Here is a 21,018-nt window from a genome sequence, read left to right on the forward strand (position 1 = left end):
CGCCCCGCAGGGCTCAGCCGAAGAGCGCGGCGAGCCGGTCGAGGGAGGCGCGCAGGTTGCGCTCGGTCGTGCTGCGGGCCCGCTCGTACCGCGACGCGTCGGTCAGCTCGCGCCAGTCGTAGGTGTGGGTCACCAGGGTCCGACCGTCGTCGGTCGGGGCGAGCTGCCACCGCCACTCGTGGCCAAAGGGAGCCTGCCCCTGCGCGGCCGGGCGCCACGCGATGCGGCGCCCCTCCTCGAAGTCGACGACGTGGTTGTAGCGGTCGTTGCCCCGCGTCGTCGTGGTGACGAAGACGTCGCCGACGGCCCGGGCCCGCTGACCGGAGGCGGACGACGCGAGGTTGTCGTTGCCGTCCCAGGCGAGCTGCCGCGCCGGGTCGGCGATCTCCTCGAAGATCGCCTCGGGCGGTGCGGTGATGGTGGTGGATGCGGTGACGACCTTGGTCTCGTCCATGGCACCCACCCTAGGACCGCGCGACCAGGGCCGCCCGCACGTCGGCGGCCAGCTGAGGCACGCGTCCCTGCGCCACCCCGGCCACCCACCGGTGCGCGGGGAAGGCCAGGCGGCGGAGCGCGTAGTTGACGACCTCGACCACGCCGAAGGCCCAGACGAGGAGGAGCAGCACGAGCCACGCCAGGGAGGGAGCGCCCGCGACGACCGCCGCGAGCCCGGCCGCGAGGAGGATGACCGCGAGCACCCCGAGGGCGAGGTACGCGCGGGCGAGCCCGAGGGGCATCACGCCGACGCCGACCCACCGTCGGGCCAGCAGCCAGTAGGTGCCGGCGGCGACGAGGACGACGGCGAGCGGCCCGACGGCACCGAGGACGGCCAGCCGGCCGCCGGTGTCGAGGGGCGCGCCGTGCCAGAGCGCCACCCCCACGAAGACCGCAGCCGCGGCGAGCTCGCCGAGACCGAGGGACAGGTACTGGCGGCGACGCCGGTCGCGGCGGGCCCGGGAGGAGACCTCGTCAGCCACGCGGCACGACGGGGACGACCTGCCGCAGCGAGTCGACGTCGGGCTGGTGCACGCCGAGGCCGAGTGCCGCGACCCGCTTGCCGGTCGGCACGTGGAGCAGGTTCCTGCCGTCGAGGACGAGGTCGCGCGGCTCGGTGACGGGGAACCGGCGCAGGGTGATGCCGAGCGGGTTGCACATGCGCACCTCGTCCACCCCGATCCGCAGCATCGGGTTGACGAGCTGGAGGATGCCGAGGGCGGTGAGCACGACGCCCGCCGCGACGGTGACCCACGCCGAGGTGAGCAGGGACACGAGCGCGATGAGCACGCCCAGGGCGACGAAGGTGATGGCCATGGGACGGCTGTGGCGGATGGTCATCGGCGGCATGGCCGCACCCTAGTCGGCGACCTCGATGACGAGCTTGCCACGCACGTCGCCCGACTGGCTGGCGGCGAAGGCCTGCGCCACGTCCTCGAGCGGGAAGCTCCGGTCGACGTCGACGATCAACCGGCCGGCGGCGACCTCGTCGAGCAGGTCGGCCAGGCGGGCCCCGTCGGGCCGCACCCACACCCAGCGGCCGCCGTGCTCCTCGACGGCCGGGTCGGTGATCGAGGCGAGGCGACCGCCCTCGCGCAGCACCGCGAGGCTGACGTCGAGGACCCCGCCGACGAAGTCGGCGACCGCGTCGAAGCCCTCTGGCGCCACGTCGCGCAGCCGCTCGTCGAGCCCGTCGCCGTACTCCACCGGCGTCACGCCGATGTCGCGCAGCTTGTCGTGGTTGGCCGTCGACGCCGTGCCGACGACCGTGGCCCCGGCGGCGATTGCCAGCTGGGCGGCGGCGAAGCCGACGCCACCGGAGGCGGCGTGGACCAGGAGGGTGTCCCCCTTCGTCACGGCCAGCGTCTCGAGGACACGAAGGGCGGTGAGCCCGGCGAGCGGGAGGGCCGCAGCGACGTCGTCGGTGACCTCGTCGGGGACGGCTGCCACGTCGTCGACGCGGACCGTGACGTACTCGGCGAAGGTGCCGGCCGACAGGACCTGCTTGCGGGCGTAGGCGGCAACCCGGTCGCCGGGACTGAACTCGGGGCTGTCCGGGCCGACGGCGTCGATGACGCCGGCGACGTCCCAGCCGGGGATGACCGGGAAGTCGGCGGAGAGCATCGGGTCGAGACCGCCGGACATGGCCTTCCAGTCGACGGGGTTGACCCCGGCCCGGGTGACCCGGATGCGGACCTCGCTCGGGCCCACCTTGGGGACCGGCAGGTCGCTCAGGTGCAGCTCGTCGGTGGTGCCGTACTGGTCGTAGGTGATGGCGCGCATGGTGGGTACAACGGGGAGCGCGCCGGATGGCATTCCCGCGACCCTCGCCTCAGCGCTGAGCGGTCGGGATGACGTGGCGCAGAGCCTCGACGTCGGGCTGGTGCACGCCGAAGCCCAGGGTCGTCACGCGCTTGCCCGTCGGCACGTGCACGAGGTTCTTGCCGTCGATGACGAGGTCGAGGGGGCCGCGCAGCGGGAAGCGGCGCATCGTGATCCCGATCGGGCTGATGACCCTCGCCTCGTGGGGCTCCAGCCGCACCATCGGGTTGATCATCTGCAGGACGCCGAGCACCGCGAGGATCACCCCGACGGCGGCAGACGCCGACTGCGCCAGGATCCCGACGGCGAGCATGAGGACGCCGAGGCAGACGAGGAGGATGGCGATGGCCTGGTTGGCCCGGATGCGCATGGGGTGCATGACCGCGAGCCTATCGAGCGGGCCGTCCCGAGGGGCCGGCGCTGCCGGCCGGTCGACGCGGACTGCGGTGGCGGCCGTGTCCCTCCGCCAGCACGACCTCGCGCATCGAGGGCGTCGGGCGCCAGCGGGTCGAGACGAGCTTCATCGCCGCGGACATCGACCGGATGGTGCGGGTCCCCGACGCCGCCGCGGTCGCCGCGGTGCGGCTGCTCGAGCAGCTCATGCGCAGCGGTCGCCTGCCCTGACGAGGGGGCGTGTCACAGCGGACGCTTGAGACCGAGGTGGCTCGCCTCGTAGCCCAGGTGCTCGTAGAAGGCGTGTGCCCGGGTCCGTACCCGGTCGGTCGTCACTTGGGACAGGGCCGCGCCGTGCGCGCGCCCGTGCTCGTGGGCCCACTCGAGCATCGCCGTCCCCAGCCCGGCCGACCTCTCACCAGAGGCCACCCGCACGCCCTCGACCTGCAGTCGGGTGGCGCCGCGGCGCGACAGGCCGAGGATGATCGACAGCTGCATGGTGGCGACCACCCGGTCGCGCTCGTCCCGGACGACCGCGAGGTACTGCGCGCTGTCGCGGTCGACCGCATCGAAGACCCGCTCGTAGTGGGCGATGTCGTCGCCCTCGCGCGCCGCGCCGAGCTCGTCGTCGGCGAGCAGCGCGACGATGGCCGCGACGTCGCCGCGCACGGCCCGGCGGACCCGGAAGCGACGCTCCCCCAGCTCGAGGACACCACCGACGGACTCGGTGGCCCGGGTCCTCAGATCGTGCACCAGGGCATCGAGCCACCCGCCGACGTGTCTCCGGGCCTCGTCGGTGTCGGGGTAGCGGCAGCGCAGGTGCAGCCCGGTCTCGTCGATGATGAACCACAGCATGACGCCGTCGGAGCGGATGCTCGCGCCGACGTACTGCGCGTCGAGGCCCGCGGCGTCGACCCTCACCGGCAGGCGCCGCAGGTCGAGCCACGAGACCGCAAACATGCCTGGCGCCTCGGGCATGCCGCCCCACGGGGCGAAGACCTCGGCGAGCGGCCACGAGCCGAGCTGCACCGCCTCCTTCACAGCGTCGGCACAGGCGCTCGGGTCGGGGTCCGCGGACTCGAGGACGGAGTTGGCGATGAACCAGCCCACCGAGTCGTGCCACGTCGCGTCGTAGCGCGAGTGTACCGGGAAGACCGCGCGGAGAGGCACGTCCGCGAGGTTGCGGGTCACCGCCGTCATCGAGGCGACGACCGTGGCCAGGGTCGAGACGCCGTCGCCACGTGCCTGGGCGGCGAGCGCCGCCGAGCCGTCGACGTCGAGCACGTCACGGACTTCGACCCGCTCGGCCTGCGGCACCGGCTCGCCGAGGGGCAGCGGGAAGCGAGGCATGACGTCGCCGCTCGCGGCCAGGACCTCCGCCCAGCGCCGCTGGACGTGCTCGGGCGCCGGGTCGCGGTGGCGCAGGGCGGTCGTGTGCTCGGCGAAGGGGGGAACGAGCGTGAGCTCGGGCACCTCGTCGCCGTCGGTCAGCTCGAGGGCCGCGAGCAGGTCGCGGATGACGACGAGCATCGACCACATGTCGACGTGCGCGTGGTCGGCGCCGATGATCATCGTCGGAGCGGTCGCGGTCTCCAGGACGCACAGCCGGTGGGAGGGCGTGGCGAAGGGGGTGCAGGAGGCGTCGAGGACGTCGCGCACCGCGTCGTTGACCGCCTGCCCGGTGGCGATCGGGTGCTCCACCCACTGCCCCGGCGTCACCTCGATCTCCTCGAGCAGCGGCTGCCCGTCGGGGCCGACGGAGAAGCTCGACCGCAGGGTGCCGTGGCGGGCGACGACCGCGAGCCAGGCCGCCGAGAGTCGTTGCCGCGCAACCGGGGCAGGCAGGGTGAAGCAGATCGCCATCCAGGAGCCGGGCCTGTCGCCAGCGCTCACGTGACGCTGCTGGTCGAAGGAGACGGGCAGGGGGGCGACCGGTGCGCCGGGCGGTGACGTCGTAACCGAGGAGCCGCCCGAAGGGCAGTCGTCAGGTGGGCGACGTTGGACAGCCTCATGGCGGATACCGTAGCCGCACGGCGCCGACCGCGCGCCGGGCGAGGAGGTGGTCCGTGACGGACTTCGACGTCCCCGGCGCCCGGCTGCAGACGGAGTACAGCAACGAAGGGGGGACACCCCGTCGTCCAGCTCCACGGCCTGACCTCCAGCCGGGAGCGCGACCGGGTCCTCGACCTCGATCTCGGCCGCGGTCTGAGCGGTACCCGGCTGCTGCGCTACGACGCCCGCGGGCACGGCCGGTCGACAGGGCGCCCGGTGGCCGAGGACTACCGCTGGCCGACCCTGGCGCAGGACCTGCTCGCCCTGCTCGACGCGTGGTTCCCCGGTGAGCGCGTGCACGGCGTCGGACCGTCGATGGGCTGCGCGACCCTGCTGCACGCCGCGCTGCTGGAGCCCGAGCGCTTCAGCGGGCTGACGCTCATGGTGCCGCCGACGGCGTGGGAGACCCGCGCGGCCAGGGCGCACGACTACGAGCGGTCCGCGGAGGCGGTCGAGACCCACGGCGTCGAGCTGCTGCTGAGGGCCCAGGCGGCCGCACCCGCGCCGCCTGCGACGGCCGGGGCGCCGGACACCGTGCCCGACGTGCGGACCGACCTGCTGCCGTGGGTCTTCCGCGGAGCAGCCCGCAGCGACCTGCCACCGCGCGCGTCGCTGCGCTCGATCGACCTGCCGACGACGATCCTCGCCTGGACCGACGACCTCGCGCACCCGCTGTCGACGGCCGAGGCGCTGCTCGACCTGCTGCCCCGTGCGACCCTGCAGGTGGCGAGCACCCGCGCCGAGGTCGACCGCTGGCCCGCCGTGCTCATGGCCGACGTCGAGCGCACCGGACGATGAGCGGCCCGCCACCCCTGCCCCAGGCGATCGCCGTGCTCGACGCGGGCGGGCAGGTCCGCATCGCCCGCTCACGCGCCTACGCGCTCGGCCTCCTCGTGCTGGTTCTGCTCGTCGGGGCGGGCCTGCTCGCCTGGCTCGTCTTCGCCGTGGGCGACGGGCTGCGCCGCGACCGGATGGGCGTGGTGCTCGCGCACCCCGTCACCTGGGCCTCGGTCATCGCCGTCGTGGGCTGCGCCCTCCTGCCGGTGGTCATCGCGGTGCGGCTGCACCGCCGCGAGGCGCTCGTCGTCACGCGCGAGGGGCTGGCCTCGGAGTCCGGCGGTGTCATCCGCTCGTTCGTGCCGTGGACCGGCATCGAGCGCGTCGGCTACGAGCGGGTGACCGGCCCCTACTACCGCTTCGCCCCGCGGTCGGTGACCTACGTGCTGACCCCGGCAGCGATCGAGGCCCGGGACCGCGCCATGCTGGCCGCCGGCCGGCGCCCACCCCGCTACGGGCTCCTCGGGCCCGGCGGCTACGTCGTCGAGGCCGGGTACGTCGGTGGGCGGCGGCGCCTCTACGAGCTGCTCGCCACGGCACACCATCGCTACGGCGGCGTCAGGCCTTCGTGACGACGCTCGACGTGAGCAGCACCTCGCCGAAGGGAGCGACCTTGGGCGTCATCGGACCACGACGCGCAGGATGCGGTCGTCGCCGTCGCCGGGATCGCCACGGCCGTCGGTGGCGTTGGTGAGCACCCACATCGAGCCGTCGGGTGCCACCGCCACGTCCCGCAGCCGACCGTGCTCGCCGACGAGGTGCTCGGTGGAGGTGCTCGGGTCGTCGAGCGGCACCTCGCGCAGCCGCTCGCCACGCAGGTTGGCGATCCAGATGCTGTCGTCGGTGATCGCGATGCCACTCGGGCTCGCCTCGTCGGTCGCCCACTGCTGCACCGGGTCGGTGAAGCGCCCGTCGTCGGCGGCGCCCTCGACGGTCGGCCAGCCGTAGTCGGCGCCGGCCTCGATGACGTTGAGCTCGTCCCACGTGTCCTGGCCGAACTCGCTGGCATACATCGTCCCGTCGTCGTCCCAGGCTATGCCCTGCGGGTTGCGGTGGCCGAGGGTCCAGACGAGCGAGTCGTCGAAGGGATTGTCCTCGGGCACCTCGCCCTCGGGCGTCAGCCGCAGGATCTTGCCGGCGAGGCTCTCGGGGTCCTGGGCGCGGTCGGTCTCGCCGGCGTCACCGGTCGTCACGTAGAGCATGTCGTCGGGCCCGAAGGCGATCCGACCGCCGTTGTGGAAGCTCGCCGACGGGATGCCGTCGAGGATCGTCTCGGCGTCGCCGAGAGCGAGCGAGCCCGGCTCGCCGGTCAGCTCGTGGCGCACGACGCGGTTGTCGTCGGCGCTCGTGAAGTAGGTGTAGAGGTGGTCGTCGTGCACGGCGAGGCCGAGCAGGCCCCCTTCGCCTCCCGCGGAGACGCCCTCGACGGTGCCGACCTCGCGGGTGCCGCCGTCATCATCGGTGACCTCGAGGACGCGGCCGGAGTCGCGCTCGCTGACGAGCGTCATGTCGTCGTCGACCACGATGGACCACGGGGCGTCGAGGCCGGTGACGACGTCAGGCGGCGCGCTGCCGGACGAGGACGAAGGGGGTGCACCCGACGTCGTCGTGCCGGACCCGGAGGTACCACGGTCCGTCGCCTCCCCCGAGCAGCCGACCAGCAGGGCTGTCGCCGCGGCGAGCGCGGCGGCACGGGGAACTGTCCGGTGGTCCATGACCTGACGCTACCGGCGGGCCTAGCCTGAGGCCATGGACGAGACGACCCCCCCTTCGCGTCGTGCCGGTGGTCGACGACTGGACCCGCCTGACGCCGGCGGCGAGGCAGGCCTGGCGCGCGCGGCTCGGGACGCTCCGGCAGACCGAGATCCTCAACTGATGACCCGCCTCCAGCTGCTCCTCGACACCCTCGGCGCGAGCGAGGACCACCCGACCGTGCGGGAGCTCGTCGACCTGTTCGGCGGCACCCCCGTCGCCACGGACGAGCGGCTCGTCGACGAGCCCGCTCACCGCTCGCGTCGGCTGACCTTCGCCTCGGGCGGGGAGATCGTGCTGCACGACGGCGCGGTCGTGGCCGTGCTGCTCCACGTGCGGCCGACTCCCTTCGCCCGCACGGGGATCGACCTGCGCGACTGGCTCGGCCGAGCCGGTCGACGAACGACGCTGGACGGCCTCGCGAAGGCCGTGGACGCCAGGCCGAGGTTCGGCGGGAGGTACGCGTACTTCGAGCGCGACGGCGGCTTCGTGCGCTGCCGGTTCGACGGTCGGTGGACGGAACCCGGGCACCTCGTCGAGTTAGCCGTCACCCTCGACCAGCCGGGACGCGCCTGCCAGCCGGACGACGACACCTGCCCCGTCTGCGGTGACCTGCCGGTGCGGGCACCCGCCGGTGACGGGCTCGACGTCGACGCGACCGTCGTTGCCCTGCACCGCAGGCGGGACGACGGCCTGCTCTCCGACACGTACTCTCCCGCGCCGCTCGCGGACCTCCAGCTGCTGCACCGCTCCGGGCTCATGGAGCGCGTCGAGAGCCAGCTCGACTGCTCCGACTGCGGTCGGATCAGCGCGCTCACCCTCCATCGGGACGGGCCGGCCACCTTCGGCCACGTCATGTACGACGAGGCCAGGCGGCGACCGATGGAGGCGATCCCGCCCGTGGAGCAGTGGGGCGATGCGGCCCGCATCGCCGCCGCCGCGGATGCGCTGCGCTACGTCGACCACCGACCGGGGTCGTGGTTCCTCGCGCGGCGCGGGGACGACCTCTACCTCGAGTCGCGGTACGTCCACAGCAGCATGGTCGACGGGTCGTGCCTCGTCCGGCTGGAGCCCGCGGAGGTCGAGGGGTACGAGTGCAGCGGAGCCGAGTACCTCGACGACCTGGCGCGGCGGATCGACGTGAGCCGCCCGTGGTCGCAGGACTCACCTGTCGGCCGGCGCAACCTGCACCTCGACAGCACGGCTGCCGACCTGGTGGCGGAGTTTGCGGTCGCCGTCCGGGACCACCGGTGGGTCGCCGAGCGGCGGCAGGCGGCGCACCGCCGGATGCTCTCCGACGGGGACTGAGCGCCGACCCACGCGGCCCCACGCTGGGGTGATGGGCCTGAGGATGGACAACGTCGGCATCGTCGTGGAGGACCGGTCGTCGCCGACCACCGCACTGCGCCGGTCAGCGCGCTCGGCTACCTCTGGGTGATGTGTGCCGTCGACGAGCTCGACGCCACGCCGGATCGCTTGCAGGACAAGGGCGTCGAGATGGTGAGCACCGAGATCTTGCGCTTCGAGGACGCCTATCGACTCTGCTACGTGCGAGGGCCCGACGGGATCCTGCTCGGGCTGGCGGAGGAGCTGGCCGGGTCCGACCAGGGCACGAGATCCGACCGCCCCAGCCACGAACCGTGCTCGGACAGCGGTCGGAAGCGGTAGGTCGCGAACTCGTGGTGGAAGTCGCGCCGCTCCCGCTCGCGCATCGCCGCGGAGTGCCGGTCCGGCTCAGGCACTTCGGAGCGGCCGTGGACCATCTCGCCCATCTCGCGCACGCTGCGCCAGATCGAGAAGGTCGAGATCGTCCGCGGCGGGCGCAGCGCGGCCGCGGCGAGCGTCACCCCCGGGTGGTCGCGGACGAGGCGCTCGACCGGGCGGCCATGGTGGAGGAAGCGCGGGATCTCCGGGATCTTCATGCGGGCGAGGGTGACGGCCACGACGGGCTCGTCCTGCTCGAGGGTGCCGGTGCGGGCGGGCAGCCCGTCGAAGGCCGCGATCGTCGACCAGCGCCGGACGAACTCCAGCCGCACGTGCCAGCCTTCGTGGAGCCGCTGACCCAGCGGGTCACGCTCGAGGAAGCGGACGAGGGCATCCTCGTCGCGCCACTGGGCGAAGACCGCCAGTCGTCGCAGCTGGAGTCGCTCGGGCGAGACGACGGGCGCCCCGAGTTGCATGAGGGAGAGGCACTCGAGGTGGTGGAGGCCGGGGACGGTCGCCTGGGTGGGCGGCCGCATGAGCGCTGCCGCGCCGACGCGGGCGGGCACCTGCGCCAGGTGGAAGCTGTGGATCATGCCGCGGGCTCCAGCTTGTAGTGCAGGCGAAGGGCGGGACGGTCCCACATGCGCAGCACGTGGTCGGTGCGCAGCGTCCCCTGCGGGTCGCGGTACATGTGGAAGGTCTCCCGCAGCGGCACCTTGGCCGCGTGGCTGCGTCGTCCCCGGACGACGACGTAGGCGCCGTCCTCGCCGAAGCGCCCTCCAGGGGACTCGAGGAGGAAGCCACCGCCGTCGAGGACCGAGGGCCGCAGGAAGACCTGGAGGTTGCCCGACTCGAGCGGGAAGGTCACGTGCACGCTCGGGCGGTCGGCCCCCGGGAGCGTCCGCGTCGAGTAGGCCCCGCTGAAGACCGTGCGACCGGTGGCGCGCAGGGCGCGGGTCCACGCGGCCGCGACCTGGTCGCCCCTCCCGTCGAGGATCGGGGTGACGACGCTGTCCATGCCGTGGGCGACGTCGAGCGGGCGCATCGGCAGAGCCAGCTGCTCCACCCGCCTCCCCCACAGCCGGGCGACGAGCTCGCCACCGGGCCAGAAGAGCGGGGACCAGGCCGACCAGACCTCCATCTGCCACGAGGCCGTGTGCTCGTAGAAGTCGCGCACCGCCGGGTGCAGCCGGGTCGCGTCGAAGCCTGGCCCGTCGAGCAGCGACATCGACGGCAGCAGACCCGCGTGCGGGTCCTCATCGACGACCGAGCCGCCGTGGCGCGCGGCCTCGGCCGCCAGCCAGTCCTTGGCCACCCGTGGCGAGCCGCTCACGGGGCCGTCCAGCCAGCTCTCGTCGCCATCGAGGTCGACGGATCGCCCGGTGATCGTCCAGAACTTCCGGGATCCGATGTCGAGCAGGTGCGGCACGCGCTCGATTGTGCCGCAGACGGCTCGGCGGACCGGCCCAAGCGGGGGCTGTGTGGCCGTCCGGAGGTGCGCGGACGACAATGGGAGGGATGCTCCCTTCGCACCTGTGGTACGTCAGCTATGGCTCCAACATGTCCCGCCGCCGTCTCGGCTGCTACCTCGCCGGTGGCACGCCGCCCGGATCGATGAGGACCTATGCCGGGGCGCGCGACCGGACCATGCCGACGGCCGACCACGCGGTGACCCTGCCGGGGAGCCTGTACTTCGCCGGCGAGTCGCGGACCTGGGGTGGCGGGGTCGCCTTCTACGACCACGACTCCCCCGGCGAGACCGCCGGCCGCGCCTACCTGCTGACGATCGGGCAGTTCGTCGACGTCGCCAACCAGGAGATGCACCGGCCAGCCGACCCGGACGACCCGCTCGAGGAGGTGCTGCTCACCGGACTGCCCGGCGAGCGCCACCAGGCAGGGCCCGGCCACTACGAGACGCTCGTGCGGGTCGGCGAGCACGAAGGGCTGCCGATGCTCACCTTCACCGCGCCCCACGGCATGCACGCGGTCCCGCACACCGCTCCCCGACCGGCCTACCTCGCGATGCTCGCCGAGGGACTGCGCGAGGCGCACCGGTGGGACGAGGAGCGGATCGAGAGGTACTTCGCGGCACGTGCGCGGCGCGATCAGCCGATCGTGTAGCCCATGCCACGGCCGCTCCGCGCGAGGGCGGCCATGAAGGACCTGGCGCGCTGCAGGTAGTGCAGCGCGTACTCGGGCCCGCGCTCCCCGCGAAGAGCGAGCGAAAGCCATCTTCGATCGTGCCGGTGTCGACGTCGGCGGACTCACTCTCGTCGAAACGAAACTCGACCGGGTGGCGTCACGGATAGGCCTCGCCGTCGCATATCGAGAGCAAGTAAATTCGGGAGGATGTGCGCCACCAATCTGTGGGCGATCAACGCCGCAGCCTTCACTTCGAAGTTCCAGCGATTCACTGAGGACAGGCTGGGCATGCCGCCCGTGCAGACCACCATGCGCATAGCCTCCGGTCGTGTCCGAGGCTCGTCCGTGGTGTTCACTCTGACCAGCCGGATGTGTGACTGCGACACTCTCATCGGGCGTCGCAACGAGGCGCCGGTCCACGGTGAGATCGAAACCGACGCGTGGCTCGGGTGGTTGCGTGACATGCCGGACCACGTCGCGAACGTCTCGCGTGTCGCTGTGCTCCGAGCCTGGAGCCCCGGGGACGACGATGTGGTGCCCTCCCGAGCTCGAGGCATCGGCATCGGAGAACTCAGCGAGAGCGTGCTGCGCGACGTCCGCGACGACACTCTGCTGACGATCGACTACCCGCGGGTGGTCTGAACGCCAACTGTCCGGAGCTTCCGCTACACGTTGAAGCGGAACTCCACCACGTCGCCATCAGCCATGACGTAGTCCTTGCCCTCCATGCGCACCTTGCCGGCGGCCTTCGCCTCGGCCATCGAGCCGAGCCTGTCGAGGTCCTCGAAGGAGACGACCTCGGCCTTGATGAAGCCGCGCTCGAAGTCGGTGTGGATGACGCCGGCGGCCTTGGGCGCGGTGTCGCCCTTGTGGATCGTCCACGCGCGCGACTCCTTGGGGCCGGCGGTGAGGTAGGTCTGCAGGCCGAGGGTGTTGAATCCCTTGCGCGCCAGCTGGTCCAGGCCCGGCTCGTCGATGCCGACGCCCTCGAGCAGCTCGCGGGCGTCCTCGTCGTCGAGCTCGGCGACCTCGGACTCGAGCTTGGCGTTCAAGAAGATCGCCTCGGCCGGCTCGACGAGTGCCTGCCACTGCGCCTGCAGGTCGGTGTCGGTCAGCTGGTCCTCGTCGACGTTGAAGACGTAGAGGAAGGGCTTGGTCGTGAGCAGCCCGAGCTGGGCGGCGATGGTCATGTCGACCCCGGCGGCGGCCCCCTTCGCGAAGAGGGTGTCGCCGGCCTCGAGGACCCCGCGTGCGGCGAGCGCCGTGTCGAGGACGTCCTTGTCGGTCTTCTTGCCCTTGACCTCCTTCTCGATCCGCGGGATCGCGGTCTCGAGGGTCTGCAGGTCGGCGAGGACGAGCTCGGTGTTGATCGTCTCCATGTCGGAGGCGGGGTCGATCTTGCCGTCGACGTGGGTCACGTCGTCGTCGACGAAGGCGCGCACCACCTGGCAGATCGCGTCGGACTCGCGGATGTTGGCGAGGAACTTGTTGCCCAGCCCCTCCCCTTCGCTCGCGCCACGGACGATGCCGGCGATGTCGACGAAGGAGACGGTCGCGGGCAGGATCTTCTCGCTGCCGAAGATCTCGGCGAGCCGCGTCAGGCGGGAGTCCGGCAGCGGGACGACGCCGACATTGGGCTCGATGGTCGCGAAGGGGTAGTTCGCGGCGAGGACGTTGTTCTTCGTCAGTGCGTTGAACATCGTCGACTTGCCGACGTTGGGGAGACCGACGATTCCGATGGAGAGTGCCACGGGGACAGGAGTCTAACCGCGCGAAGGGGGATCCCCGCCCTCGTCCGTCCCGTCACGGGCGTCGCCGGCGGCGACCCAGCGCCGTAGCACGGTCCGCAGGGCCCACCAGATCGCGACGAAGAGTGCGAGCAGTCCGAGCAATCGCGGCCACGACCCACCGGACGTCGCGATGACCGGCACGTAGACCAGGGTGCACACGACGGGCAGCGCCGCAAGCAGCAGGATGAAGTCCTTGGCCGTCTCGCGGCCCCACATCTGCCACAGGAGGGGCCGGTTCGTCGGCTGGCGGCGGGGCAGTTCCAGGTCGTGGAGGGGGTCACTCACGGGTCGCCCCGTTCCGTGGAGTTCTCGAGGTAGAGCGTCGTGTCGGTCGCGACCGCCTCGGCGATCATCGCCGCGGTGTACGGCGCGACCCGCTCGGCGACCGTCGCCTGGTCGACCCAGTGGACAGCCTTGATCTCGCGGGCCTGCAGGGTCGCGTCGTCGAGGAAGGTGCTGGGCACGGTCCCGAGGTCGAAGAGGCACAGCAGCGCGTCATCCCACCCTCGGTAGGGCGGCAGCCAGTTGACCGCGAGCATGCCGCGGACGGTGACCTCGAGACCGAGCTCCTCCTTGACCTCGCGCACCACGCAGTGCGCCGGGGACTCCCCCGGGTCGACGATGCCGCCGGGCAGATCCTGGTCGCGCTTGTAGACCAGCTCGCACAGGGCAACCCGGCCGGCCTCGTCGCGCAGGAGGCCCTGGGCGATGAGCCGCTTCTTGGGCAGGCGGGTGTTGAGGACCTTGATGAAGGCGAGCCGACCGGCCTCCGTCGCGAGGTCGGGCCGCGTCGCGGCGGCCTTCACCTCTTCCTCGGTGGGCTCGTCGCTCGTCATGACCACGAGGCTACCCGGGGGCGACCTCCCTTCGCCCGCAGCGTTGTCGGTGGTCGGCGAGAGGATGGGGCATGGCTCGTCGACGATGACGAAGGGGGACGACGTGACGGTCGTGCAGATGGAGACGGTGGGGACCGGGACGCTCGGGGAGGTGCGGTCGCGGACGGGTCCAGGTAATCCGGGTCCGGACCCGGATCGGTGGCTCGACGGGGTGCTGGGGGCGGTGTCGGCGGCCCGCGACCGGGTGCTGCGTGACGCTCCCAACCTCGACGACGGGCAGCTCGAGCGGGGTCTCGTGGCGACCGAGGCGGTCCGCCGGGCGGTCGACGGTCTGGAGCTCGCCCTCGTCGCGGAGGTCGGGCGCCGGGGCGAGGAGCGCGGCCCGGACGGCCGCTACCGGGACGTGCGCCTGCCCGCGGGCACGGTCGCCGACATGGCGCCCGACGCGGTGGCCGTGGCGACCGGTATCGGGCCCACCGAGGCGAGCCGACGGTGCGCGGTGGCGTCGCGTGCGGCGACCGACCTCGCAGCCCTGGCGGCGCTCGTCGCCGAGGGTCGGATCGGGCGCCGCGCCCTCGAGATGGTGCACCGGCACACGCGTGACACCACGCCCGAGACGACGGCGGCGATCGTCGCTCACCTGCTCGCCGCCCGTCGCGGGTCGCCCGGCTCGGTCCGGGTCGTCGGGATGGAGCCGCACGAGATCGCCAAGACCTGCCGACGCCTCGTCTCGCGGCTCGAGCCGGACCTCGTGCAGGCCCGGGCCGACGCCAACCGCGCCACCAGGCTCGACGTGCGCACGGAGCCCGGAGCGGTCGGCACGAGCTGGCTCACGGCGGTCCTGCCGAGCGAGATCGCCGCGGCGATCAAGGTCGCCGTCGACGCCGCGGGCCAGCGGTGGCGCGCCGAGCAGCCGGACCTCCCGATCGGCACCGCACGAGCCCTGGGCCTGGCCGACCTCGTGCTGTGCGGCAGCGAGGTCACTGCAGAGGTGTGGCTCGGGGTGCCGATCATCGCGTCGGCAGTCTCGCGGCTGACGTTCGCGCCGGTGGACGACCCGACGTGCCCCGTCTGCCGTGGCGAGGAGGACCCCGTGGCCGGCCTCTTCGAGGAGGGCGTCACCCACGAGGCGGTGGTGCACGAGCACCTGCGGATCGTCGCTGGCGAGGGCGCCGACACGGTCGGTGTGCTCGCGCAGGAGTGGATGGACGTCGCCGCCACCGACCCAGGTGCGGGTCGGTGGCGGCGACCGGTGGGTGTCGGGGGCGACGATCCCGGGCGTCGGCTTCGTGCCGCCGGACGTCGTCGCGGCGGTCGTCGGGCGTCTCGACACGCGGGTCGGACGCGCGCTGCTCGACGCGCGGACCGGCACCCTGCTCGAGACGTCGACGTCGAGCTATGCGATCCCGCGGGCGCAGCGCGACTTCGTCGCGACCCGCGACGGCACCTGCCGGATGTGGGGCTGCGACCGACCGGTCGAGTCGCGACGGCTCGGCTGGTCCGCCGACGTCGACCACGCGACGCCGTGGCCGCGCGGCGAGACCAGCCCGGCCAACCTGTCGGACCTGTGCCGGCACCACCACCAGGTCAAGCACTCCCCCCGCTGGGGCCACCGCCTGCGCGAGGACGGCTCGACCGAATGGGTGACGCCGGGCGGTGTCGTCGCCTTCACCTACCCCGTGCATGCGGTCGACGCGGAGGGTTCGTCCCCGCTGGCGGGGACCAACGAGCCCGACGAAGGGAGCCCCGCCTCCCCTTCGTCCCCACCCGTGGGGACCACCGAGGCCGAGGAGGACGCGCCGCCCTTCTGATCGGCTGCAGCCGACGTCCCACGGCTGTCGGGGGTCGCTGGTTGGCTGGGGCCATGGACATCACGACCCTCATCACGGGACTGCTCCTCGGCCTCGTCGTCGGCGGTCTGCTCGTGTGGCTGACCGGACGAGCAGAGGTGGCCGGCCTGCGAGCAGAGCGCGACGGGCTGCGCGAGCGGATCGACGAGATCGCAGCGGTCCACGATGACGACTCCCGCACGGCCGCGGCCCTCGCCCCCATGGGCGAGGTGCTGCAGCGGGTCTCGCGCAAGGTCGACGAGCTCGAGCGCGACCGGGTCGACCAGTTCGCGTCGGTGCGCGAAGCGCTGGGCCGCGTCGAGCAGACGACGACCCGGGTCGGCTACGAGGCCTCGTCGCTCGCCTCCTCCCTGCGCATCTCGTCGGTGCGCGGGGCGTGGGGCGAGGTCCAGCTGCGACGGGTGCTCGAGGTGTCGGGGATGCTCGCGCGCACGGACTTCGAGGAGCAGGCCCAGGGCGTGGCGCGCGACGACCGTGCGGTGCGCCCCGACGTCGTGGTGCGCCTGCCGGGGGGCAAGCACCTCGTCATCGACGCCAAGGCCCCGATGTCGCACTGGCTGCAGGCGCAGGCCGACGACATCGACCCCGGCGAGCGGGACCGCCTGCTCGAGGGGCACGCGGCCGCGCTGCGAGCGCACGTCGACACCCTGGCGGGCAAGGCCTACTGGACGGCCTTCGACCCCTCGCCCGAGATGGTCGTGTGCTTCGTCCCCTCCGACGCGACGCTGGCCACGGCCCTCGCGCGGGTGCCCGGCCTGCACGAGGAGGCCATGGCGGCGCGGGTCGTGCTCGTCTCCCCGAGCACCCTGCTCGCGCTGCTGCGCACCGTCGCCTTCGCGTGGCAGCAGGACACGGTGACGAGCGAAGCCCGCGAGCTGCTGTCGGTCGGCCGCGAGCTGTACGCCCGACTGGCGACGCTCGGGGAGCACGCGACCCGGATGGGCCGCTCGCTGCAGCGATCCGTCGACGACTACAACCGGCTCGTCGGGTCGCTCGAGAGCCGGGTGCTCGTCAGTGCCCGCCGCATGCACGAGCTGGGTCTCGCGACCGACGGCCTGGCCGAGGTCGAGCCGGTCTCGGTGGCCCCGCGCCCACTCACCGCCCCTGAGCTGCTGGACGCCGTCGCGTCGCCCGACGCCCGCCCCGAGCTGGACGTCGACATGCCGCCGCGCCGGTGGGAGCGTGGTCGCAGGACCAGCACGGATCAGGAGGAGGCGTCATGACGTCACCCATGACCCCGACCGGGACCCGTCGTGGGAGCCGCCGCTCGCCGGCAGCGACGCGGAGCAGATCGTCGCGGCTCTCGACCGCCAGCGAGCCACCCTGCGGTGGAAGGCCGATGGGCTCGAGTCGGTCGACGGGCGGACCGGTGAGGACCCGGCCCCGGACTGGGTGACGCTCTGGGACCGGGGCTGAGCCCCTCCCCTTCGTCCGCATTTCCCCAGGGAAATGACAGCCGCCCTCCGTATCTCCCTAGTGAAATGCGCAAGCCCTCAGACCTCCAGCGCCCGGGCGATCGGTACCCCGGCGCGGTAGCTCAGGTGCAGGTGGTTGGGCGCCTCCAGCAGGGCGAGGTCGGCGCGGGCGCCCACCTCGATCCGGCCGATGTCGTCGCGGTGCAGCGCGCGGGCTCCGCCGCGGGTCGCGGCGACGACGGCCTCGCTGGGGGTCAGTCCCATCTCCCGCACCGCGAGCGCGATGACGAAGGGCATCGAGCTCGAGTAGCAGGTCCCCGGGTTGCAGTCGCTCGCGAGCGCGATCGACACCCCCGCGTCGAGCAGCGCCCGCGCGTCCGGCCACGGCGAGCGAGTGGAAAACTCCACGCCCGGCAGCAGCGTCGCCGTCGTCGTGCCTGCACAGCCGACCAACGCGTCGACATCCGCCGACGAAAGGTACGTGCAGTGGTCGACGCTCGCGGCGCCGAGCTCGCAGGCAAGCTGCACACCGGGCCCGTGACCGAGCTGGTTGCCGTGGACCCGCAGCCCGAGCCCCGCCGCACGGCCGGCCTCGAGCACCTCGCGCGACTCCTCCCCGGTGAAGGCGTGCGGCGAGTGCGGCTCGCAAAACACGTCGACCCACCGGGCGTGCGGCGCACACGCCGCGAGCATCTCGCCGGTGACGAGCTCGACGTAGCCCGCCCGGTCATCACGCATCTCCGCGGGCACGACGTGCGCCCCGAGATAGGTCACCTCGTCGGTGACCTCAGCGGCCAGGCGCAGCGCCCTCTCCTCGTCGGCGACAGTGAGGCCGTAGCCGGACTTCACCTCGACCGTCGTCGTGCCCTGGGCGCGCATCTCCGCGAGGCGAGCCGCCAGCGCGGCCCGCAGGTGGTCATCACCGGCCTCGCGGGTCGCAGCGACCGACACCCCGATGCCGCCCCCCGTCGTAGACCTGGCCCGCCATCCGAGCGGCGAACTCCGTCGACCGGTCCCCCGCGAAGACGAGGTGAGCGTGACTGTCCACGAAACCCGGTGTGACACAACGCCCTTCGATGTCGATGACCGCGTCCGCGGCGGGTGCCGACGAAGCGGGCCCGACCCAGGCGATGCGCCCGGCGTCGACGACGAGTGCGTGGTCGGCGCGGGCGCCGACGCCCCCTTCGCCCGTGCCGTCGCAGGTGACGAGCTCACCGATGTTGGTGACGAGCGTGCTCATGCCGACCTCCTGCGCGCGGCCTCGCGGGTGATGACGCGGTGGATCAACCGGGCCGCCACGCGGGCGGTCCGCTGGTCGACGTCCAGCCGCGGGTTGAGCTCGGTGACGTCGAGGTGGACGAGCTTGCCGCTGGCGACGACCGCGTCGCACACCGACTGGATGACGAAGGGGGGAACCCCCAGTGCCGCAGGCGCGCTCACCCCGGGCGCCACCGCAGCGGGCAGCACGTCGAGGTCGATCGTCAGGTACACCTCGTCGACCCCCGCGAGGACGTCGCCGACGAAGGCCACGGCCGGCTCGACCTGCTGGCTGTCGTCGTCGAGCAACCACCGCGCGCCGAGCGCTTCGGCGGTGTCGAAGAGTGCCGACGTGTTGCCGGTGCGCGCGATGCCGAGCACCGCGTAGTCGAAGCCCAGCCCCGCCGCCTGCCGCTCGCGCGCGATCTGCCGGAAGGGCGTGCCCGACGTCGGCCGGTCCGCCTCCCGCAGGTCGAAGTGCGCGTCGAGGTTGAGCACCCCGAGCCCCGGCCGCAGGCCGAGCCCGAGGTGGCTGCCGTAGGCCGTCTCGTGACCGCCGCCGAGGACGACGGTGAGGGGCGCGTCGTCGCGGGCAGCCGCTGGCGCGCCCTCGCGCGCTGCAGCGACCACCTCGCCGAGCCGAGCATGGCCCCCTTCGAGGTCCTCGCCGTCGACGACGACGTCACCGTGGTCGACGACCGTGAGGTCCTCGTGGACGGCGAGGGAGGCGAGTGCGGCCCGGATCGCCCCCGGCCCCTCGGCCGCGCCGACGCGACCGCGGTTGCGGCGCACCCCTTCGTCACTGGCGAAGCCGACGAGCGCGGCGTCGGCCGGTCGGCCGGACCCGGGCTCGGCCACGACGCCCCAGAAGCGCCGGTGCGCCAGCCCGTCGCCGTCGCTGCGCCCGCTCCACGCGAAGGGAGCCATGCTCACCCCTCCTGCCCGTCCCGGATGAGCGGCTCCATCGGCACCCGCACCCCGCGCTCGGCGGCGACCTCCGCCGCCCGCGAGTAGCCCGCGTCGACGTGCCGCAGCACGCCCATGCCGGGGTCGTTGGTGAGCAGCCGGTCGAGCTTCTGCGCGGCGAGGTCGGTGCCGTCGGCTACGCCGACCTGGCCGGCGTGGATCGAGCGGCCGATGCCCACGCCGCCGCCGTGGTGGATCGACACCCAGGTCGCACCGGAGCTCGTCGCGGTGAGGGCATTGAGCAGCGGCCAGTCGGCGATGGCGTCGGAGCCGTCGAGCATCGACTCGGTCTCGCGGTAGGGCGAGGCGACGGAGCCGGAGTCGAGGTGGTCGCGGCCGATGACGATCGGCGCCTTGACTTTGCCCTCGCGCACGAGCTCGTTGAAGAGCAGGCCCGCCTGGTGCCGCTCGCCGTAGCCGAGCCAGCAGATGCGCGCGGGCAGGCCCTCGAACTCGACGAGCTCGCCGGCGGCGTCGAGCCAGCGGTGCAGGTGCTCGTTGTCCGGGAAGAGCTCCTTGAGCGCGGCGTCGGTGACGGCGATGTCCTCCGGGTCACCCGACAGCGCCACCCAGCGGAAGGGCCCGAGCCCCTCGCAGAAGAGCGGCCGGATGTACGCCGGGACGAAGCCGGGGAACTCGAAGGCCCGCGTGTAGCCGGCGTGCCGGGCCTCGTCGCGGATGCTGTTGCCGTAGTCGAAGACCTCGGCGCCCTCGTCCTGGAACTCGACCATCGCCTGGACCTGCGCGGCCATCGACTCGCGGGACTTCTTGGTGAAGCCCTCCGGGTCGGCCTCGGACTCGCGCTGCCACTCGTCGAGCGCCACCTCCGCCGGCAGGTAGCTCAGCGGGTCGTGCGCGCTCGTCTGGTCGGTGACGACGTCGATCTCGACCTCGCCGGCCCGGTGGCGGCGCAGGATCTCGGGGAAGATCTCCGCGGCGTTGCCGACGAGACCGACGGACAGGGCGCGGCGCTCCCCCTTCGCCGCCATGACCTTGGCGAGGGCGACCTCGACGTCGGTCTCCACCTCGTCGAGGTAGCGCTTGGACTGGCGCCGGCGCAGCCGTGTCTCGTCGACGTCGACGATGAGGCAGGCGCCGCCGTTGAGCGTCACGGCGAGGGGCTGCGCGCCGCCCATGCCGCCGCAGCCGCCGGTGAGGGTCAGGGTGCCGGCGAGCGTCCCACCGAACCGCTTGCGACCCACCGCGGCGAAGGTCTCGTAGGTGCCCTGGAGGATCCCCTGGGTCGCGATGTAGATCCACGACCCGGCGGTCATCTGGCCGTACATCATCAGGCCCTCGGCCTCGAGCTTGCGAAACTCCGGCCACGTGGCCCAGTCGCCGACGAGGTTGGAGTTGGCGAGGAGCACGCGCGGCGCCCACGGGTTGGTCCGCAGCACGCCGACCGGCTTGCCCGACTGCACGAGCAGCGTCTCGTCGTCGGCGAGGTCGGTGAGGGTCTCGACGATCGCGTCGAAGGCCTCCCACGATCGCGCGGCACGGCCGGTGCCGCCGTAGACGACGAGGTCGTCAGGGCGCTCGGCGACCTCGGGGTCGAGGTTGTTCATGAGCATGCGCAGCGGCGCCTCGGTCTGCCAGCTGCGGGCGGTCAGCTCGGTGCCTCGGGGGGCACGCACGGGACGGGCTCCGTCCATGGTGATCGAGCTCCTTCTACTTCAGCGGGCCGGTGACGGACTGTGCCGGCCGCGAG

22 protein-coding genes and 2 pseudogenes are annotated in these 21,018 nt (G+C 73.0%); 9 read left to right on the plus strand and 15 right to left on the minus strand.

Features of this window, described 5'->3' with window-relative positions; genetic code table 11:
* Positions 1–13 precede the first annotated feature (13 nt).
* The 6 genes from B277_RS00225 to B277_RS00250 all read right to left on the minus strand — a co-directional run bounded on the left by B277_RS00225 (position 14) and on the right by B277_RS00250 (position 4,602).
* Positions 14–454 carry an SRPBCC family protein gene (locus tag B277_RS00225; RefSeq protein ID WP_007923805.1) on the minus strand — a complete coding sequence of 147 codons (441 nt, stop codon included), beginning with the start codon at positions 452–454 and terminating at the stop codon, positions 14–16.
* Positions 455–464: 10 nt separating this feature from the next.
* On the minus strand, positions 465–977 hold the full coding sequence (locus B277_RS00230; RefSeq protein WP_007923806.1) for a hypothetical protein: 513 nt from the start codon (positions 975–977) through the stop codon (positions 465–467).
* Positions 970–1,344 (minus strand): hypothetical protein, encoded by a 375-nt coding sequence (locus B277_RS00235; RefSeq protein WP_007923807.1) that lies wholly within the window; start codon positions 1,342–1,344, stop codon positions 970–972. Before B277_RS00235 ends, B277_RS00230 begins: the two co-directional genes overlap by 8 nt.
* 9 nt (positions 1,345–1,353) lie before the next feature.
* On the minus strand, positions 1,354–2,277 hold the full coding sequence (locus B277_RS00240; protein WP_007923808.1) for an NADP-dependent oxidoreductase: 924 nt from the start codon (positions 2,275–2,277) through the stop codon (positions 1,354–1,356).
* A gap of 49 nt (positions 2,278–2,326) precedes the next feature.
* On the minus strand, positions 2,327–2,695 hold the full coding sequence (locus B277_RS00245) for a hypothetical protein (protein ID WP_007923809.1): 369 nt from the start codon (positions 2,693–2,695) through the stop codon (positions 2,327–2,329).
* Between the two features lie 257 nt (positions 2,696–2,952).
* The gene (locus B277_RS00250; protein WP_202948401.1) at positions 2,953–4,602 is read right to left on the minus strand and encodes a GNAT family N-acetyltransferase; all 1,650 of its coding nucleotides are present in this window, start codon (positions 4,600–4,602) and stop codon (positions 2,953–2,955) included.
* 258 nt (positions 4,603–4,860) lie between these two features.
* Between B277_RS00250 and B277_RS00255 the strand changes: the two genes are divergently transcribed.
* Together B277_RS00255 and B277_RS00260 are read left to right on the plus strand one after the other, a co-directional pair.
* Positions 4,861–5,559 carry an alpha/beta fold hydrolase gene (locus B277_RS00255; RefSeq protein WP_202948402.1) on the plus strand — a complete coding sequence of 233 codons (699 nt, stop codon included), beginning with the start codon at positions 4,861–4,863 and terminating at the stop codon, positions 5,557–5,559.
* The gene (locus B277_RS00260) at positions 5,556–6,170 is read left to right on the plus strand and encodes a hypothetical protein (protein WP_007923812.1); all 615 of its coding nucleotides are present in this window, start codon (positions 5,556–5,558) and stop codon (positions 6,168–6,170) included. Before B277_RS00255 ends, B277_RS00260 begins: the two co-directional genes overlap by 4 nt.
* A gap of 48 nt (positions 6,171–6,218) precedes the next feature.
* On the opposite strand, the gene B277_RS00265 is transcribed toward B277_RS00260, so the two are convergent.
* Positions 6,219–7,313, minus strand: coding sequence for a PQQ-dependent sugar dehydrogenase (locus tag B277_RS00265; protein WP_007923813.1), 1,095 nt, complete (start codon positions 7,311–7,313; stop codon positions 6,219–6,221).
* 34 nt (positions 7,314–7,347) lie between these two features.
* Here B277_RS00265 and B277_RS00270 point away from each other — a divergent pair, with 34 nt between their 5' ends.
* On the plus strand, positions 7,348–8,658 hold the full coding sequence (locus tag B277_RS00270; protein WP_156811700.1) for a hypothetical protein: 1,311 nt from the start codon (positions 7,348–7,350) through the stop codon (positions 8,656–8,658).
* Between the two features lie 236 nt (positions 8,659–8,894).
* On the opposite strand, the gene B277_RS00275 is transcribed toward B277_RS00270, so the two are convergent.
* Together B277_RS00275 and B277_RS00280 are read right to left on the minus strand one after the other, a co-directional pair.
* Complete coding sequence (locus B277_RS00275) at positions 8,895–9,647, minus strand: hypothetical protein (RefSeq protein ID WP_051987769.1); 753 nt, start codon at positions 9,645–9,647, stop codon at positions 8,895–8,897.
* Positions 9,644–10,483 carry a hypothetical protein gene (locus B277_RS00280; protein WP_007923817.1) on the minus strand — a complete coding sequence of 280 codons (840 nt, stop codon included), beginning with the start codon at positions 10,481–10,483 and terminating at the stop codon, positions 9,644–9,646. The genes B277_RS00275 and B277_RS00280 overlap by 4 nt, the downstream gene beginning before the upstream one ends.
* Before the next feature lie 89 nt (positions 10,484–10,572).
* Here B277_RS00280 and B277_RS00285 point away from each other — a divergent pair, with 89 nt between their 5' ends.
* Together B277_RS00285 and B277_RS00290 are read left to right on the plus strand one after the other, a co-directional pair.
* Positions 10,573–11,175, plus strand: a complete 603-nt coding sequence (locus tag B277_RS00285) for a hypothetical protein (protein ID WP_007923818.1) — start codon at positions 10,573–10,575, stop codon at positions 11,173–11,175.
* Between the two features lie 228 nt (positions 11,176–11,403).
* The gene (locus B277_RS00290; protein ID WP_007923819.1) at positions 11,404–11,838 is read left to right on the plus strand and encodes a hypothetical protein; all 435 of its coding nucleotides are present in this window, start codon (positions 11,404–11,406) and stop codon (positions 11,836–11,838) included.
* A gap of 23 nt (positions 11,839–11,861) precedes the next feature.
* Here B277_RS00290 and ychF read toward each other — a convergent pair whose 3' ends face one another.
* Genes ychF through B277_RS00305 form a run of 3 tightly spaced genes read right to left on the minus strand, consistent with a single transcriptional unit; the run spans position 11,862 to position 13,822 of the window.
* Positions 11,862–12,947 carry a redox-regulated ATPase YchF gene (gene ychF / locus B277_RS00295; protein ID WP_007923820.1) on the minus strand — a complete coding sequence of 362 codons (1,086 nt, stop codon included), beginning with the start codon at positions 12,945–12,947 and terminating at the stop codon, positions 11,862–11,864.
* A 12-nt stretch (positions 12,948–12,959) separates the two neighbouring features.
* A complete protein-coding gene (locus B277_RS00300) occupies positions 12,960–13,271 on the minus strand; it encodes a hypothetical protein (RefSeq protein ID WP_007923821.1) in 312 nt (103 codons plus the stop codon).
* Positions 13,268–13,822 carry an NUDIX domain-containing protein gene (locus tag B277_RS00305; RefSeq protein ID WP_051987777.1) on the minus strand — a complete coding sequence of 185 codons (555 nt, stop codon included), beginning with the start codon at positions 13,820–13,822 and terminating at the stop codon, positions 13,268–13,270. The genes B277_RS00300 and B277_RS00305 overlap by 4 nt, the downstream gene beginning before the upstream one ends.
* A gap of 118 nt (positions 13,823–13,940) precedes the next feature.
* On the opposite strand from B277_RS00305, the pseudogene B277_RS20090 reads away from it, so the two are divergent.
* From B277_RS20090 to B277_RS00325, 4 genes and pseudogenes are all read left to right on the plus strand, one after another.
* Positions 13,941–14,648, plus strand: a pseudogene (locus B277_RS20090) (DUF222 domain-containing protein); the annotation flags it as partial.
* Between the two features lie 463 nt (positions 14,649–15,111).
* A complete protein-coding gene (locus tag B277_RS18465; RefSeq protein WP_238148237.1) occupies positions 15,112–15,633 on the plus strand; it encodes an HNH endonuclease signature motif containing protein in 522 nt (173 codons plus the stop codon).
* Between the two features lie 53 nt (positions 15,634–15,686).
* Positions 15,687–16,895: a DNA recombination protein RmuC gene (locus B277_RS18470; protein WP_007923825.1), complete on the plus strand. Its 1,209-nt coding sequence runs from the start codon at positions 15,687–15,689 to the stop codon at positions 16,893–16,895.
* The gene (locus B277_RS00325) at positions 16,855–17,088 is read left to right on the plus strand and encodes a hypothetical protein (RefSeq protein ID WP_007923827.1); all 234 of its coding nucleotides are present in this window, start codon (positions 16,855–16,857) and stop codon (positions 17,086–17,088) included. The genes B277_RS18470 and B277_RS00325 overlap by 41 nt, the downstream gene beginning before the upstream one ends.
* 77 nt (positions 17,089–17,165) lie before the next feature.
* Here the strand turns inward: B277_RS00325 and hutI are convergent.
* From hutI to hutU, 3 genes and pseudogenes are all read right to left on the minus strand, one after another.
* Positions 17,166–18,327: pseudogene (hutI, locus tag B277_RS00330) on the minus strand (imidazolonepropionase).
* Positions 18,324–19,271 (minus strand): formimidoylglutamase, encoded by a 948-nt coding sequence (gene hutG, locus B277_RS00335; protein ID WP_007923828.1) that lies wholly within the window; start codon positions 19,269–19,271, stop codon positions 18,324–18,326. Before hutG ends, hutI begins: the two are co-directional and overlap by 4 nt.
* A 2-nt stretch (positions 19,272–19,273) precedes the next feature.
* The gene (gene hutU / locus B277_RS00340; protein WP_007923829.1) at positions 19,274–20,962 is read right to left on the minus strand and encodes a urocanate hydratase; all 1,689 of its coding nucleotides are present in this window, start codon (positions 20,960–20,962) and stop codon (positions 19,274–19,276) included.
* Positions 20,963–21,018: the final 56 nt, after the last annotated feature.

It is taken from the genome of Janibacter hoylei PVAS-1, from assembly GCF_000297495.1.
Lineage (GTDB): Bacteria > Actinomycetota > Actinomycetes > Actinomycetales > Dermatophilaceae > Janibacter > Janibacter hoylei.